The sequence below is a fragment of the Pyxidicoccus fallax genome, from assembly GCF_012933655.1.
Lineage (GTDB): Bacteria > Myxococcota > Myxococcia > Myxococcales > Myxococcaceae > Myxococcus > Myxococcus fallax.
In genome coordinates this window covers 1-14,719 of sequence record NZ_JABBJJ010000100.1, presented here as the reverse complement: position 1 = coordinate 14,719, position 14,719 = coordinate 1, and the positions used below count along the sequence as shown (strand labels likewise).

The window sequence follows — 14,719 nt, the reverse complement described above, 5'->3', positions numbered from 1 at the left end:
TCCGCGCGCGGACGATTGCGCCGGAAATGACTTCGATATCCGGCATGGGCCTCCTCGTTGGGGCCGTTTGCCGCGAGCCGGTGGGCGATGCGCGCCCTGGCCGTGGCGACGACCCGAAGTCTGGAGAGACACCATGTCGAACGCGTACAACTCCGCCCGAGGGGGGCTGCTGGCGGCGCTGTCGTTCCTGGCCATGCTGGGAACCGGCTGCGGCTCGGAGCCTCCACTCCCCACGCCACCGGAGGTCTCTGCCCCCGCGCCCATCGCGCTCGAGGGGCCCTTCGTCGTCGTTCCACGCGCGGTGGGCGCCGAGGAGCAGCAGCGAGTGAAGGAGGGCCTGGGGCAGGCCGTGTCGGCGCTCCATGGCAACGGCTCCGACACGTTCTACCTGGCCATCCGTCGCGGCGAGCTGGGCGAGCGCTGGTTCATGGAGACGCTGCTGATGGCGCACTTCCCGGCGGACCTGCTGCGCGGCGCCACGAAGCAGATCGGCATGCGCGTGGTGTCCTTCCGGGTGCAGAACGGAAAGCTGTACGTCTTCGACACGGACGACCGGAAGACGCGCAGCGACATGTTCGACCCGGAGGTGCTCGTCGAGGCCTACCCCGTGGTGACGGACGACGCCCGGTTCAACGCGCACCCCCGCGCGAGCGAGTACGTCCTCTTCGACCCGGCCGCCGGCCTCAACCGCTTCGGCGTGGTGGACGAGCGCGAGGTGAGCGTCACCGGGCGCCGCTTCGAGGTGGAGCTGTCCTTCGCGCAGCGCGCCCGCGTGCTGAGCGACGGCGTCTCGTATGAGCAGCTCTTCACTGGCTACACGAACGCGCTCGGCCCCGCGCCGACGCCGGACCAGGCGGTGGAGCGGCATCCGTTCCGTTCCTCCGGGACGATGAGTGTCGCCTTCCGCCGCTACCAGGAAGGGGAGGGGTTCGTGCCCCTGCCGATGCCGTCCCAGGAGTACTACTTCGCCAGTCCCGTGGCGCGCATCCCCAACTCCGGCGGGGCGCTGCGGCAGTACGCGCGCAAGTGGAACATCCGCCCCGGGATGCGGCCCATCCCCTGGGTGTTGTCGGAGTCACTGCCCCGGCTCCAGCAGGACCCGCGCTTCAAGGACTACGACGTCACGGGCGCGGTGCGGCGGGGCGTGGAGGTGTGGAACGAGACCTTCGGCTTCCCGGTCTTCACCACCCGTCCCGCCCGGCCGGGCGAGTCCTTCGGTGACCAGGAGCTGAACTACATCATCATCGACCCGGACAAGTCCTACGGCGGTGGGGCCGCGACGCTGCGCTCCAACCCGAACACGGGCGAGATTCGCAACGCCACCGTCTACATGGACGTCAACATGTTCGAGTGGTTCATCAGCATCTACGGCGACGACACGGCGCCGCCAGCGATGGTCGCGACTCCGGCGGCCGCGCCGCTCTCCTACCGGCTGACGTGGAACGACGAGGAGGCCTCGAGCCTGTGCAACCTGTTCCCGCCGGGCGAGGCGTATGTCGCGCCGGCGCTGGCGCCCGTCTCCTCGCTCACGGGCGTGCCGGCGCTGACGAAGAAGGAGAAGGTGGAGCGGGCCATCGCCTTTATCATCATGCACGAGGTGGGGCACTCGCTCGGCCTGCAGCACAACTTCAAGGGCTCGCTCAGCTTCCCGTCGACGTCGGTGATGGACTACGTCGAGCACCAGGAGCACGTCTACGTGGACCGGCCGGGCCCGTATGACGTGGCGGCCATCCGCTACCTGTACGGGATGTCCTCCCAGGAGCCCACGCAGCCCTTCTGCACGGACACCCACCTCGCGGTGGATCCGGAGTGCGGCCAGCTCGACGCGAAGAGCGACCCGCTCCGTCTCTGGTACGGCGCTCAGTACAGGGCCCGGCTGGCGAGCGCGCTCGCGGGGCAGGGGGCGCCGCCGGACGACTTCACGCTGAATGCGGTGCTCCAGTTCGTGCGCTCGGGGAAGAACAGCCAGACGAAGCTCGACGCGTGGAACATCGCCACCGAGGGCGTGCGCGCGCCGATTCCTCCCGAGGTGCTCGCGTCCTCGCCCGCGTACGGGCTGGTGGCGGATGCCGCGGCCCGGCGTGTCCTCCAGCGGCTGTATCTGGACGCGGCTCCGGCGCGGGGAATCTTCTCGCGCGACCCGCAGGCGGACGCGCTGCTGACGCCGGCCATCCTCCAGCATCTCCGCGCGGTGCTGCTCAACGTGGACGGAGTGCGCGGCCCGCAGTCGCGCCGCGTGGCGGTGGACGTGCTCAAGAAGCTCCAGAGCTATGAGGCGCTCTCCATCCTCCGGGAGGCGCACGCGGAGCTGGTGGCGTCGCTGCCGCTGTTGACGGGCAACGAGCTGATGGCGACCGACGACCTCGCCCGCCGCATCGACGCGGTCATCTCGCCATACTTCCTCTGACGTGAGGCTGCCCGCCCTCGTGAGTTTCGCGCGGGGGTGGGCAGGCAGGCGTCACGACATGGAGGGGTGGTCTCGGACTCCGGACTGAAACCCCCGGTCGCTGGTTCCCGCGACGACGAGGCCCGCATCATGGCGTCTCGAATGAATCCCGCCGCCGTCTCGTCGCTGTGCGCCACCCATGTCGAAGCTCCCGCGACCGGCACGTGCGAGCGCTGTGGAACGTTCATCTGCGCGGCTGAGGGCGGGCGGCTCTGTCAGCCCTGCGCCGCGCGCGGCCCGGAGGCCTACCGCAAGCGGGTCTGGGGCCGGCGCGACGGGTGGGCGTGGGCGCTGGGGCTCCTCGGAGTCTGGTACCTGGTGCCGACCGTGCTCTACGTGTCGCGCGGCCAGGGAGAGGTGGCCAATGCCCTCCTGGGCGCGGTGTCGGGCGTGGCCTGTGGGTTGTACTGGTGGGGCTGGAAGCCGATGCGGCTCGGCATCTTCGCCGTGCCGGTGTTGACCGGGGGCGTGACGCTCCTCGGGGCGTCTCAGGGGCGCGACGTCGCCGTCGCCTTCGGGGTGATGCTCATGCTGGCCGTGCCGTTGCTGCTGGCCCGGCTCAGCACGCGCAACCGGCTCTTCTTCCGGGAGGAGGTGTCGCCCGCCGCCCTGGAGAAGAGCTTGCGACGCTACCTGGACAAGCGCCTTGCGTACGTGGCGCTCGGGCTCTCCATCCTGAGTCCCTGTATCCCTCCGCTCATGCTGGTGAGCGTGCCGCTGTGGGTGAGCCTCCTGCGACGCAAGGACCCGGTGACGGGGGAGCCCCTGCTGCGGAAGGGCACCGCCATCGCCGGGTTGCTGTTCGCCCTCTTCGGGGCGTGGGTGGGCTTCGTCGCGCTCTACAACTTCTTCTCCGCGCCCGCGCTCTGAGCCCGGGCCCGCTCCGCGCCGACGGCGTTCTCCGCGATGGCGTCCACGATGCGGGGCCAGAGGGGCTCGGGGAAGTCGTGCGCCATCCCGGGCAGGCGCAGGAGCATCGCGCCGGGAACGGCGGCGGCGGTGGCGTCGCCTCCAGAGGGCAGCACCAGCGTGTCGTCCTCACCGTGGATGACCAGCGTGGGGACGGACACCGTGCGCAGAGCCGGAGTGCGGTCCGGCCCCGCGCGGATGGCGGCGAGCTGGCGGGCGAAGCCCTCCGGGTAGAAGGCGCGGTCGAAGGCGGCAGCGGCTCTGGCGCGAACCACCTCCTCGCCCACGGGGTACGCCTTGGAGCCGATGACGGAGTGGGTGACAACGGCCCGGGCGAGGACGCTCTCCCGGTCCGTGCCGGGTGGGGCCATGAGGATGGCCATGGCCTCGCGCGTGGCGCCGCCCACGTTCCGGGCGCCGGTGGTGCTCATGATGGAGCAGAGGCTGCGCACGCGGCGTGGGTGCTCGATGGCGAGCGTCTGGACAATCATCCCGCCCATGGAGGCGCCCACGACATGGGCCGAGTCGATGCCCAGCGCGTCCATCAGCCCCACGGCGTCCCGCGCCATGTCCGACAGCCGGTAGGGGGCCTGGGACGGGTCTCCGTCCATGACCTCCTTGAGGTGCGAGCGCACGCCATCCAGGTGCGTGGACAGGCCCGTATCCCGGTTGTCGAAGCGAATGACCCGGAAGCCGCGCCCGGCGAGGAGCCGGACGAAGCGCTCGTCCCAGCCAAGCAGCTGCATCCCGAGCCCCATCACCAGCAGCAGCGGCGGTGCGCTCGGGTCCCCGTGCTCGTCGTAGAACAGCTCGATTCCGTTCGCTTGGACCTTGGGCATGAGGGCGCGGAGTGAAGCGCGCCGGGTGACGCGCGTCCAGTCACGTCCGAGGGAGCCGAGGCCTTTCGCTGTGCGAAATCCCTCAGCAGACGGCGTCGCGCGTCCAGTCCTCGCGGCCGTAGCGCTCGGCGACGAGCGTCTCCGCCCGGGTGCGCACGTGTGGAGCCAGCGTGACGGAGGTCCAGTGCGTCCCGAGGCGCTCCACGAAGCCCTGCTTCAGCGCCTCGGCGGCGTCGGCGTGGCTCACCTCTCGGTCCGCCGCCTCCGTCAGGTCCATCATCGCCGCGCGGAGCCGCTCGGGTGGCAGGCCGAAGAGCCGGGCGTGTAGCGCGTAGTCCGTCGACAGCGGGAGCGCGCCGTGCTGCAGGAAGGCGCCGCGCTGCCGCCGCTGCGCGCTGCCTACGAGCTTGCGCCCGCTCACCTTCAGCTCCTTCAGGGCTGGCGTCAGGAAGCACGCGCCGCTCGCCAGCGAGCGCTCGGGCCGCGAGGGCTCCAGCTCCGCGCGTACCCCGAAGCGCCGTGCCAGCCCCGTGGAGATGGCCTCCGACAGCAGCGTGTAGTTCTGCTCGATGCTGTCGGTGAAGGGCGGCGCCACGCGGGCCACGAAGCTGTACGTCAGCTCTCCGTGGTGCAGCACGCCCGAGCCGCCCGTCACCCGCCGCACCAGCTCGAGTCCCCGCTCGCGCGCCGCGGCGGCGTCCACGCTGTCATACGCCTGCGTGCGCCCCAGGCTGAGGCAGCCCGGCTGGAAGACATAGAGGCGCAGGGTGGGGACGAAGTCCTCCCTCGCGCTGGCCTCGTCCAGCAGCGCCTCGTCCAAGGCCATCTGCCAGGCCCCCGGTGCTTCCTCGAGGGGCTCCAGCAGGTTCCAGGCGCGGGACGGGGTGGACGGTTCGGAGGGGGACATGGGGCATCCTCGTCAGGGGCGGGGCTTGAGGCTGCCCTCGTAGACGCCGGCGGAGCGGGCAATCATGAAGCCCTGGGGCAGCACCTTCATGGCCAGGGCGAGGAAGCGGTTGAGGGCGCCGGGCACGTACAGCTCGCGGCGGCGGGCGAAGGCATCCACCGCCAGCCGGGCGCACGTGTCCGCGGCCATGATGCCCAGGTCCCCCGCCTTGAACCCCCGCGACAGGCCGGACAGCTCCAGCATCTCCGTGGCGATGCCGCCGGGGGCGAACACCGTCACGGACACACCCGTCTTGCGCAGCTCGAACGCCAGGCCGCGGCCGTAGCTGATGACGAACGCCTTCGTGGCCGCGTACGCCGTCTGGTAGGGCAGGGGGGACAGGCCGGCCATGCTGGACACGAGCATGATGCCGCCGGGCGTGCCGCGCGCGGACAGGTGGCCTGTGAACAGGCGCGACAGCTCGACGAGGCTGGAGACGTTGGTGGCGAGCATCTTCTGGAAGTCCTCGGGGGACTGCTCCAGCGCGTGTCCGAAGAAGGTGACGCCCGCGTTGAGGATGACGCCGTACACGTCGCGTCCGGCGACGGCGGCCTCGAAGAGGCGCTGGGGCTCGCCAGGCTGGGACAGGTCCGCGATGAGGGGCACCACCTGCACGCCGTACTTCGGCGCCAGCTCGTCCCGGAGCGCCAGCAGCCGGTCCTCGCGCCGCGCCACCGCGAGGATGTTGGCGCCATGCTCGCGCGCCAGCACCCGCGCCATCTCCAGACCCAGGCCGGACGAGGCACCCGTGACGAGGACCCAGCGGCCCCTGAAGTTCATCCTGCGACTCATGGGCAGCGAGCTATAGGCGAAGAGCCTGCCCCCGCCAACCGGCTTCCCGGCTCCGGAAGGGTGGGACTGGGGCAGGAGACCGCGTCAGGCGCGGCCGCTACTTCTCCGGCCAGGGGGCCGGTTCGGCGCCAACCACCGTGAACATCGCGCCACTCCACGCGTAGACGGTGACGAGCTCGGGAGCGTGCTCGATCTTCAGGAGGCCCGAGCCCTCGCCTGCGTCGAGCCCGGGCCCCTCCGCCTGGATGTCGGCGAAGGCGCCCGGTTCGATTCGGTAGTACTCGCCCCAGGGCTCTACCTGGAGCCCGAGGGGGGCACTCCCACCATTGCGGATGCGCGCGGTGAACCTGAGGGTGGGCACGATTCAGTCTCCCTTGTCCTGGGTCTCATCGAGGATCTTCGTGGCGTAGCTCAGGGCACGAGCTCAGCCGCATCAAGCAGAGCATTGGCCGCTTGTCTGCCTGCCATTCGGAACGCCTGTCGGCTGGACTCGAAGGAGTAATGAGCACATCGAGCACGCCGAGGAGCGCCTCTCGAAGCCACTCGTCCTTCTCCATCGATGTGCCGCGAGGGCAACGCGGCTTTCCGGGCGCTGGAAAGACGAAGGGCCCGGAACCTTGCGATTCCGAGCCCTTCTTCTTGGCGAGGAGTACGGGACTTGAACCCGTGGGCGGGGCGATAGCAAACCCCAGGCAGGACGCGCTGTTACCCGCTATCGCCTTGATTTCCCTCGGGCTCTTCCTCCCGCTCCGTCCCACGCCGTTCCCCCAGGTGCCTCCTCGAACCACGCTGGAGGGGCACACTGAGGGCACAGGTGCTCTCCCATCTCTGCCCAACTGACTCTTTCGGAAGACGCTCCATGGATGCGGTACCTCACATGATTCCGCAAGGACTGCCCTAATTCCATACGATCCTTTGGCGCTTCGGTGGCATAGGCGCGTACCACTTCGTTGCCTGCATTGCGCGCAATGAAGCTCCAGCGGATGGCCTGCTTGAACGCGATGTGCAGAACTACGTGGGCGAACTGCCGGACAGGCGGGGACTTGCCGGCCTCCTCCAAAGTCGACATGAGACCCGGACAACGCGAGGCGAAACCTTGGGTCTTGTGGTGGCAGCTTCCGGCACTGCTGTAGGGTTTGTTCCGCGCATGTGGGCGCCGAAAACTCGTGCAGCGTAGACGGTCCTTGGATAGACCGTTCTCAGGTCGACGGGAGACTTGCTGTGTAGCCTCGAAGGGAGTGGCGATGACGGGTGAGACAAACGAGAGCCGACTGCCTCTGGATCCGAAACAATGGAAGGAATTTGAGAGGCTCATTGCCGAGTTACACGAGCAACCTGGCGCCTCAGTGAATCACAACGTCAAGCTGAAAGGACGGTCGGGACAAGACCATCAGATCGACTGCGTCGTTGAATATACGGTTGGGCTCTACACCTTTAAGGTCTTGGTGAGCTGCAAGGACTGGAAGCGAAAAGTAGATGTCAGCCATGTAAACGAACTCGTAGGTGTCATGGCGGACTGTGACGCCAATAAGGGCGTGATTGCCTCGGTTAGCGGATTCACCTCAGGGGCGCTCAAGGTCGCAAAGTCCAAGGGAATCGAACTGCTTCACCTGAAGCCCATGACGTCGGATGACTGGGCAAGAGAGCTTGGGATTCGCCGGATCGAGTCCACCATTGAGATGGCGGTCGATTTCGACCTTAAGGATATCAAGCTACACACAAATCTGACGGAAATGCCGCCGCCGTTTGTAGGCGGGTTTGGAGGGCGCCAAGCGGATTTGTTCAATTCGGCCGGCGAGGTTGTTGGTAATGTGAATGAGATCCTATTTCGCGGACTTCACGAGAGGCGCTCTACCAAAGGTGAACTCGAAGAACTTGTAATCGAATTCCCGAAGGATGCGCATCTCCGGGCCGACGGGAAGAAAATCCCAGTTCAAGGGGTGTGGGTGAAATTTGTTCCAAAGGTAATCAGTCAGCAGGTTGTCATCGACCTCGCAACCGTCTTTAAGGCCGTGCTTGAGAACATTGTTTCGGGAGAGCGTCACCGAGTAACAAACGACAACAAACTTTTGCCGCTCCAGCGAAAGGACGTTGACTCCTGAGCGCCGAGCGCCTGAACTGTCGGATTGACGAGGGCTTCCCGAGGTTCCAATGAACAATCGAGGCCGCTTTCGGATGCAGCAGTATTTTGTTCAGGACCTTGCGCGGTGGGACGAGCAGTCCAAAGTGCTGCAACTCACCCTGATTTGGCAGTAGCAACTCTACGAACGCTAAGCCGGCTTGCAGAATGTCGTCAGGGCCGAGGCAACTGAATGAGATTCCGTGCGGCTAGTTCATTTACGAGTTGGAGGCACGGACTCGGGAGAGATTCAAAGACCGTCAGCAACTGGTCAATCTTAGGCAGTGCTGTTCTTGCAATCTCTACACAGAATCGATGTTCTCCGCTCGGGCCGTGATTTCTGATATTTGTCTCAATCGCTGCGGCAACATCAGAAATTGGCACCGGTTCGGAGCTATCCAGAATCCCAACAGTCTTTCCGCGACCTGCCCGAAGGAACTTGTCCAGATAGTCATCCTGGAAAACATGGCACGCGCAATGGCGCAGGTACTCGATCACGATTGCGTCTTGTCGGCTGAGTTGAGCCCGCATCTCTGCGATGAGCTTCTTGGCTTGACCATCAAGTTGCTCAATCTGCTGGACTAACGGCTGTAGGTCAGGGGGGATCGTTGCTCCAAAGTGCAAACCGATGCTCTTGTATTCAGGGCCGATGTCTTTGAGCACGGCGTAGAACTCACGGCAGAATCGCTCCAGGTACTCGGATTGAACCCCATTTTTAACCACATCGCGGGCCACCCCAAAAAGGCAGTCCGTCCACTGGCGTGCTTGGCTTGCACGAACGAAGGGACTGCTCGATGTCTGCAACAAAGTGGGAATAGGATCAGTGCTCATTGATGTGTATGCCTGTATGACGGCGCGGGCTGAACGCTTCCATGTGTCCGCGAAAAAGCCACGTAGGGGCGGGGTTGCAACAGTGCTGGTGTGCCTCCGAATCAAACTCCTTGTGTTCGTGCTTTGCGCCCCTTGTCGGTTAGGCGGAAGAGTTCCTGTACATGTCCTGTGTCGGTCGTCCACACCTCGCGAGTCGCAAAGCCCTCTCTAGTGAGCCGCAGAAGCCCGCGTGACGCTTGGCCCCGCCCCTTGATCAACGAGCGGGGCAGAGCATCGTGCGAGCCGAAATAAGTGTGGAGTTGTCGGATAACATTAAACGCGCGATTAGTCATAAGGGGCACTGTACATCCTGCGCTGATTCCGCGCACTTGCCGTCTGACTTGCTACACAGATGTAGTCTTCAGATTCTGCTGTAGGCCTACTTCGACCAGGGCACGTAGCAGAACGAGTCAACTTGGCTCGCCCCATCATCGATCGCGCGAAGTTCTTGCGCCCTTTCGAACAGCAGCCCCTCAGAACAGCTTTCGTGGACACTCGCCGAACTGCTTCAGCAGCGTCCCTACAGTCGTCTCGTCTTTCGACCGCCACTCCTCACTGACGCCCTTGTGCCACTTACCACCAGCGGCTCCGAGTTCTTCCAAGTAGCGGCACGTCAGCACGCGATCTGCTGGTGTTGGCATCTGCTTCACATCGCTGAAGTCGGTTTGGACCGAGCCTTGGACCCATCCGTTCGGCGTAAGGTGCCACTCTCTCCACTCTCTGCTCGCAGACATAACTTCCTCCCAAGCCGCAGGCCGGAGCGCTGGGCCGAATCTAATGTCCATGCCTCGCTCCATCTCCGGTAGACGAGGCACCCAAGCTGTAGGGCCCTAGCATACACCAACGGCAACTGGGCTGAGTGCTCCATCGAGATGATGGCAGCAAAGTTGTTGGCGTGGTGTTGAACCCCGAGCAGCAGCCCAGGCCCAGGGCTCTTTCCGCGCTCTTCATGGAGGGCAGGCTTGGGCAGGAGTGGGGCTTGAAGGGGGCTGCACCGCCTCTCTACCGGCTTGGCGCACAGTGTGACAGGCCGCCCTGTCGGATCGCGCGCGGAACCCGCATCGGAGTCCTGCCTCGATCACGCATAGCGGCCCGCGCGCTTGGGAGCGTCCAGGGTCGGCAACTCCGATACCTGAACGGGTCTCGCCCTTGCCTCTCCACGTGCGGGCACAGGGCAACCAGCCGCAAGCTGCCAGTCCTGAGCTACCGGGAGTCGCGAGCCGTTTGGCCGACCCGGGTGAGATCCGCTTACCCGGCCCCTGCTCTCCGGCGCGCGAGGCTGACTCTGCGGGGCCTGTAGGCACTGGGCGGGCGCTCGCCTACCGCGTCGTGATGTCGTCCAGGGCGCGCCCGTGACCACGGGGCCCCCGAAGGTCCAACTCCACCAACGCCTCGCCCGCGTCTTTGGCGACGCTCTTCAACTCCGCTGCCGCGTCACCCTTGCCGTAAGCCACGCCGTGCCACCGACAGAGGTCTGCCGCCAGCTCCCCCGCCGTCTGATACCGCGCGGCAGGTTCCCGCTGGAGCATCTTGCACAGCGGCACCCGCAGCAGCTCGGGGAGACTCGCCGTTGCCGCGTCCACATCTTCCGGCGTGTAGGTCGCCGCGCGCCAGATGACCGCTTCCATCGCGGGGCTGCACCCAGCAAGCAGGGCGCGTCTGATGGCTCGCTTGACCCGCGCGAGCTTTCGCCGCGACAGTGCCCCCTTGGCTTCCTCGAAATCATCATCCGGCGCGTGAAGCAGGTTCTTGCCCGTCGCCAGTTCAAGCATGACGAGGCCCAGTGTGTAGAGGTCCGAGCGCGCATCAACGCGGCCAGACAGCAGCATTTCCGGGGAGGCGAAGTAGGTATCCGCCTGCGGACGGGCCACGGTGGACGCCACGCGCCCCGGCAAGTTGGAAAGGGCGAGTCCAAAGTCCGCCACCTGCACCGTGCCGTCCCAATCCATGAAGACGTGATCCAGGTCGATTGCTCGGTGGACGATGCCGAGCGGGTTCCCCTTCTCGTCCTTCGCCATGTGCGCGTGCTCCAGGGCGCTCGCCACCTGCGCGCCGACATACAGCGCGAACAGCGGCGAGAACCAGCGCCTGCACTCCGAAACCACCGTCAGCAGGTCGTTGAGCGTCTGTCCGGACGGATGCTCGGTGATGACGTACCAAGCCCCTTCCGTCTTGCGCAGCCCGTGGACACGGAGGATCCCCGGGTGCTGAAGGTACGTTGCCAGGCGGACCTGCTCTTCCAGCTTCGCCCTTGCACGCTTGACGCGCGCCCCTTCCTCAACCGTCGGCCTGCCTACCGCCTTGAGCAGAACCTTTCCCCGGGGGTGGTTCCCCTCAAGCGTCCGGCGCCGCGCGACGAAGAGGCTCAGCCCATGGTGGGCCTCTCCCAGGTCCTCGCGGAACTCGTAAGCGTAGGCGTCATCGGTGAACAGAATCGCTCCTCTTGGGAGCTTGAAGTCGATTGCCGGCATCCTCGGTCCTCCCGCCACTCGCGCAGGCCCCAGTCCAGCGCGACTCAGGAGCACGTTACCCAGGGGATGGGACAGAAGGGAACCCCCTCATAGGGTGGTGTGCTGAAACACGGGGGCACGCCAAGAACCGGCCACCTACCCGTCACGTCCCCCCACACAAAGCGCTCAGCGGGGCACCCAGCCATCCGCACGCACGACTCCATTGGTGCCGTTCCGAGCCCTTCCCGCCGTGCCCTTCACCTCACGCGCATTGGTTTCCACCACAAAGCACACGGGAACCTCGTCTTTTCCGGGTACCTTCACGCGCTCATACTTCACGACCACCGCCGGATAATGCTTTCGCTCGTTCTTCTCGGGGATGAGGTACACCTTCCCCCCGTAAAAGCGGGTGCCCGCAGGTGCCTTCGGCCCATTGGACTCCCCGTACCCCTCCGGAACGACGCCCACCACCTCGGCACCTGCTGAGAACCAAAGCACCTCGTCTTGCTTGTGGCGGTCATCGAGGCTGAGGCTGAATCTGTCGCCGGCCGTCCAACCCAGTTCCTTACGCATCGTCTCACGGGTGCCGGCTGGGCAATCGAAGGGTTCCGGCCTGACCTGGACTCCGGGACAACCACCCAAAAGAACAGCACAGAGCGGCAGCCCTACGCTGACCGTCGGCGTGGCAAACGCCCTCCCGGCGCGTCCGGTGCGCGGCTGCTTCTGAGCTTCGGGTGACTGGGTCTTCACGGTGGAACCTTCCTTATGAACGGCGGCAGTTGACGGGCCTGCGTCCACCCCAGGGGCGGGGCCAGGTGGTGACATATCAGGGAGGGCTGTCTCAGGGAGCATGGAAGGGCTGCTGCTGGGAGGCACCGGGCTCGCGACGGCGCGGGATTCAGCGGCTGGCGCTGGCGCTTCCCCGGGGGCAAGCCACAGGGCTGCGACAACCGCGACCACGACGGCAGCGCCCCCAGCTACCGCGAGCGCCCCCAACCTGCGCGAACGGGGCTTGCTCGCCGGCTCCACCGGAAGGGGCGTCTCACCTTCGGACGGCCCGGCCTGCCGCAGCTCCGACGGTGGATGCACTGGCGCGGCATAGTCGGCTCCCGGATCAGTCAGAAGGTCTTCCAGTTCCCGCTGTAGCGCAATGGTATCGACAGGCCGCCGCCTGGGATCGCGAGACAGGGTGCTCTCGACCACATCGCTGAGCGCCTCCGGAACGCGGGGGTTCACCTTCCTCGCAGGGAGCGGAGAAATCGTCAGGTCGTTGAGTGGCGAGCGCGCCCGGTGCTCCGTTGGTCGCGGGTCGGTCAGCAGTTCATAGAGCATCGCGCCGACCGCGAAGATTTCGTCGGCCACCTGGAAGGAGTACCGCGCCCGCCGCTCGTCCTTGTGCTCGGCGAGGAATTTGAATTGCTCGGGCGCGCGGAACCGATCCGTGCCGGGGGGCAGGCCGCCATCCGTCAAATCGTCGGCCAGCGCGTAGGTCGCGCCGCTGAAATCAATGATGACCGGCTCGCCGTCACTCTTGCGAATCAGGACGTTGGCCGGCTTCAAGTCACGGTGAAGGATGCCCCGCTCGTGTATGTAGGCCAACGCGGAAACAATCTTGACGAAGACACGCAGGATTTCATGCGCGGTGGCGTGCTTGCGTTCCTTCCACTCGCCAAGCGTCCACCCATCCACATATTCCAGCGCAAGGTAGACGTTGCCAGTCTCCGCATATCCAGAGCCGCGATGACTGACGATGTTCGGATGACTCAGTGCCGTGATGATCGACAACTCTTGCAGCACGCGACGGTGGGTCTGCTTTTCATCCCCGCTGGCCTCGCGGTGCCGTGCGAGCTTGAGCGCGTACTGCGCGCCGCTCTTCTCCACGAGGTAGACGACAGCAAAGCCGCCGTTGCCGAGTTCCTTCACGACGTGCCAGCCGTCAATGATGGTGCCCGTCGAAAGACGAATCAGATTGCCGGTCATGGATGGGGCTCCGTCAACAGTTCCTGGAATCGCACACGCGGAATCGTCAAGCCACGGCCACCCTCTCCACGTATCTGCAAAACGAAATCAGGCCCAGCGTCCGGTGGCGGAGGGACGGCCACGGCAAGCACCCGCTGCGTCTTGCCAGGGGCAATCTTCCCGCCGTCCACGGTCACCAACCGCGCCGGAAGCGTGAATCCCCGCCTGCCGGTCAACGTTGCCTCGCGTGGCGCCCAGGGTCGTTGACTTGCCGAGTTCTCGATCTGCACATCTACCAACACCCAACCCTTGCCCCGATATGAAACCCCTGGTTGCGACGATAGCCCCTGGCCGGCATTCGAAGCCTCGTCAACCTTTTCCGTTTGAACGCCATGGTCATCGACGTATCCGAGCAACACGAAGTCTTCCGGTCGGGGTGAGGGGCGTGACGCTTCGGCAGGGCAGTCCGCGTTCGGCGGCTCCCGTCGCTCTACGTCGATCCGCGCGTCCACTTCGGCCGGGTCGGTCATGAGCACGAACGAGGCCCGTGCCGGTGCGCGCCCGTCCGCGAAGAAGACCGCGAGTTCGTGGCGCTCGCCCGGCCGGAGATCCTCCACCGCTTGAACGATGATCGAGCGCTCGCCCATGTCGAGAACCCGGATCCGCGACTCGTTAACCGGAATCGCCGCCTTGTCGACTGTGCGCGGCTGCTCGTCAACCGTGAGGGTGCTCTTCGCAATCGCCGCTGGGAAGAACAGCAACGTCGACGTGGCCTTGTCGACGCGAATCTCGGGCAACGGCACGGCGTCGCTGTCGACGACAGCGACGGGCCGCTCTCGCTTCGCGCGCCCGGATGCCGCATCAGCTCGCGGCGCAGCTCCGCAAAAGAGCGCGAGCGCAAGGGCCAATCTAATGGGTTGCAGCAATGGTGCGTGACCTCCTGAGGCGGCACGCTACCACCGCCTGCGATTGCGCAGGGGCACTGTCTCGTACGCGGCTGCTCGCCCCGAGGGTCTTGCTGTACACCTTGCCGCCCCAGGGAACGCCCCGCTGACGAGCGGCACGCTGTAGGTCGCGACGTGGCCTGATGGCATCAGGTACGCGACGAGCAACTCGTTCTCCCGGCCGGCCGTCCATTCGGCCAGTCCGGATCGAGCGTTCTGCCAGCACCGACCGCGATCGCCCGGCGGTTACCCTCGCGCCCCGCTTTCACATGCACGCCCGACCGGTGAGGCGTGCCCGAGGTGCCGGCACCTGGGAGCTGAGGGGCCGCCACGATGCGAAGCTCTGGCCGGTAGAGCAACACCAGCGGAGGTCCGCCAAGGCACGAGCCAAGAGCCCTGGATGGCTCCAGGAACGCAGGAACCAACGAACGGGTGGGTGGGGGCC

General features: G+C 66.0%; 12 protein-coding genes. 3 read left to right on the top strand and 9 right to left on the bottom strand.

Features of this window, described 5'->3' with window-relative positions:
* The first annotated feature begins 133 nt into the window (after nt 1-133).
* Nucleotides 134-2,407, top strand: coding sequence for a zinc-dependent metalloprotease (locus HG543_RS21890; protein WP_169346775.1), 2,274 nt, complete (start codon nt 134-136; stop codon nt 2,405-2,407).
* A 129-nt stretch (nt 2,408-2,536) separates the two neighbouring features.
* Nucleotides 2,537-3,316, top strand: coding sequence for a B-box zinc finger protein (locus HG543_RS21885; RefSeq protein WP_169346774.1), 780 nt, complete (start codon nt 2,537-2,539; stop codon nt 3,314-3,316).
* Here HG543_RS21885 and HG543_RS21880 read toward each other — a convergent pair.
* The 4 genes from HG543_RS21880 to HG543_RS21865 all read right to left on the bottom strand — a co-directional run bounded on the left by HG543_RS21880 (nt 3,286) and on the right by HG543_RS21865 (nt 6,293).
* Complete coding sequence (locus HG543_RS21880) at nt 3,286-4,194, bottom strand: alpha/beta fold hydrolase (protein WP_169346773.1); 909 nt, start codon at nt 4,192-4,194, stop codon at nt 3,286-3,288. The genes HG543_RS21885 and HG543_RS21880 overlap by 31 nt on opposite strands.
* Nucleotides 4,195-4,276: 82 nt before the next feature.
* Nucleotides 4,277-5,101, bottom strand: coding sequence for a lipoate--protein ligase family protein (locus tag HG543_RS21875; protein ID WP_169346772.1), 825 nt, complete (start codon nt 5,099-5,101; stop codon nt 4,277-4,279).
* 12 nt (nt 5,102-5,113) lie between these two features.
* Entirely contained in the window at nt 5,114-5,920 is an 807-nt protein-coding gene (locus HG543_RS21870; RefSeq protein ID WP_169346771.1) for an SDR family NAD(P)-dependent oxidoreductase, read from the bottom strand.
* A 109-nt stretch (nt 5,921-6,029) separates the two neighbouring features.
* Nucleotides 6,030-6,293 carry a hypothetical protein gene (locus HG543_RS21865; RefSeq protein ID WP_169346770.1) on the bottom strand — a complete coding sequence of 88 codons (264 nt, stop codon included), beginning with the start codon at nt 6,291-6,293 and terminating at the stop codon, nt 6,030-6,032.
* Between the two features lie 883 nt (nt 6,294-7,176).
* Here HG543_RS21865 and HG543_RS21860 point away from each other — a divergent pair.
* The gene (locus tag HG543_RS21860) at nt 7,177-8,034 is read left to right on the top strand and encodes a restriction endonuclease (RefSeq protein WP_169346769.1); all 858 of its coding nucleotides are present in this window, start codon (nt 7,177-7,179) and stop codon (nt 8,032-8,034) included.
* 191 nt (nt 8,035-8,225) lie between these two features.
* Here HG543_RS21860 and HG543_RS21855 read toward each other — a convergent pair whose 3' ends face one another.
* The 5 genes from HG543_RS21855 to HG543_RS21835 form a co-directional block, all read right to left on the bottom strand.
* Nucleotides 8,226-8,882, bottom strand: a complete 657-nt coding sequence (locus tag HG543_RS21855) for a hypothetical protein (protein ID WP_169346768.1) — start codon at nt 8,880-8,882, stop codon at nt 8,226-8,228.
* 512 nt (nt 8,883-9,394) lie between these two features.
* The gene (locus HG543_RS21850; RefSeq protein ID WP_169346767.1) at nt 9,395-9,706 is read right to left on the bottom strand and encodes a hypothetical protein; all 312 of its coding nucleotides are present in this window, start codon (nt 9,704-9,706) and stop codon (nt 9,395-9,397) included.
* Nucleotides 9,707-10,240: 534 nt separating this feature from the next.
* Nucleotides 10,241-11,392: a serine/threonine protein kinase gene (locus HG543_RS21845; protein ID WP_169346766.1), complete on the bottom strand. Its 1,152-nt coding sequence runs from the start codon at nt 11,390-11,392 to the stop codon at nt 10,241-10,243.
* A 165-nt stretch (nt 11,393-11,557) separates the two neighbouring features.
* The gene (locus HG543_RS21840) at nt 11,558-13,351 is read right to left on the bottom strand and encodes a serine/threonine protein kinase (RefSeq protein WP_169346765.1); all 1,794 of its coding nucleotides are present in this window, start codon (nt 13,349-13,351) and stop codon (nt 11,558-11,560) included.
* Nucleotides 13,348-14,256 carry a DUF2381 family protein gene (locus HG543_RS21835; RefSeq protein WP_169346764.1) on the bottom strand — a complete coding sequence of 303 codons (909 nt, stop codon included), beginning with the start codon at nt 14,254-14,256 and terminating at the stop codon, nt 13,348-13,350. The genes HG543_RS21840 and HG543_RS21835 overlap by 4 nt, the downstream gene beginning before the upstream one ends.
* Between the last annotated feature and the right edge of the window lie 463 nt (nt 14,257-14,719).

Coding starts and splice junctions, on each gene's coding strand:
- HG543_RS21890 (WP_169346775.1), top strand. CDS start 134: ATGTCGAACGCGTACAACTCCGCCCGAGGGGGGCTGCTGGCGGCGCTG.
- HG543_RS21845 (WP_169346766.1), bottom strand. CDS start 11,392: ATGCCGGCAATCGACTTCAAGCTCCCAAGAGGAGCGATTCTGTTCACC.
- HG543_RS21875 (WP_169346772.1), bottom strand. CDS start 5,101: ATGTCCCCCTCCGAACCGTCCACCCCGTCCCGCGCCTGGAACCTGCTG.
- HG543_RS21860 (WP_169346769.1), top strand. CDS start 7,177: ATGACGGGTGAGACAAACGAGAGCCGACTGCCTCTGGATCCGAAACAA.
- HG543_RS21885 (WP_169346774.1), top strand. CDS start 2,537: ATGGCGTCTCGAATGAATCCCGCCGCCGTCTCGTCGCTGTGCGCCACC.
- HG543_RS21880 (WP_169346773.1), bottom strand. CDS start 4,194: ATGCCCAAGGTCCAAGCGAACGGAATCGAGCTGTTCTACGACGAGCAC.
- HG543_RS21840 (WP_169346765.1), bottom strand. CDS start 13,351: ATGACCGGCAATCTGATTCGTCTTTCGACGGGCACCATCATTGACGGC.
- HG543_RS21850 (WP_169346767.1), bottom strand. CDS start 9,706: ATGGACATTAGATTCGGCCCAGCGCTCCGGCCTGCGGCTTGGGAGGAA.
- HG543_RS21855 (WP_169346768.1), bottom strand. CDS start 8,882: ATGAGCACTGATCCTATTCCCACTTTGTTGCAGACATCGAGCAGTCCC.
- HG543_RS21870 (WP_169346771.1), bottom strand. CDS start 5,920: ATGAACTTCAGGGGCCGCTGGGTCCTCGTCACGGGTGCCTCGTCCGGC.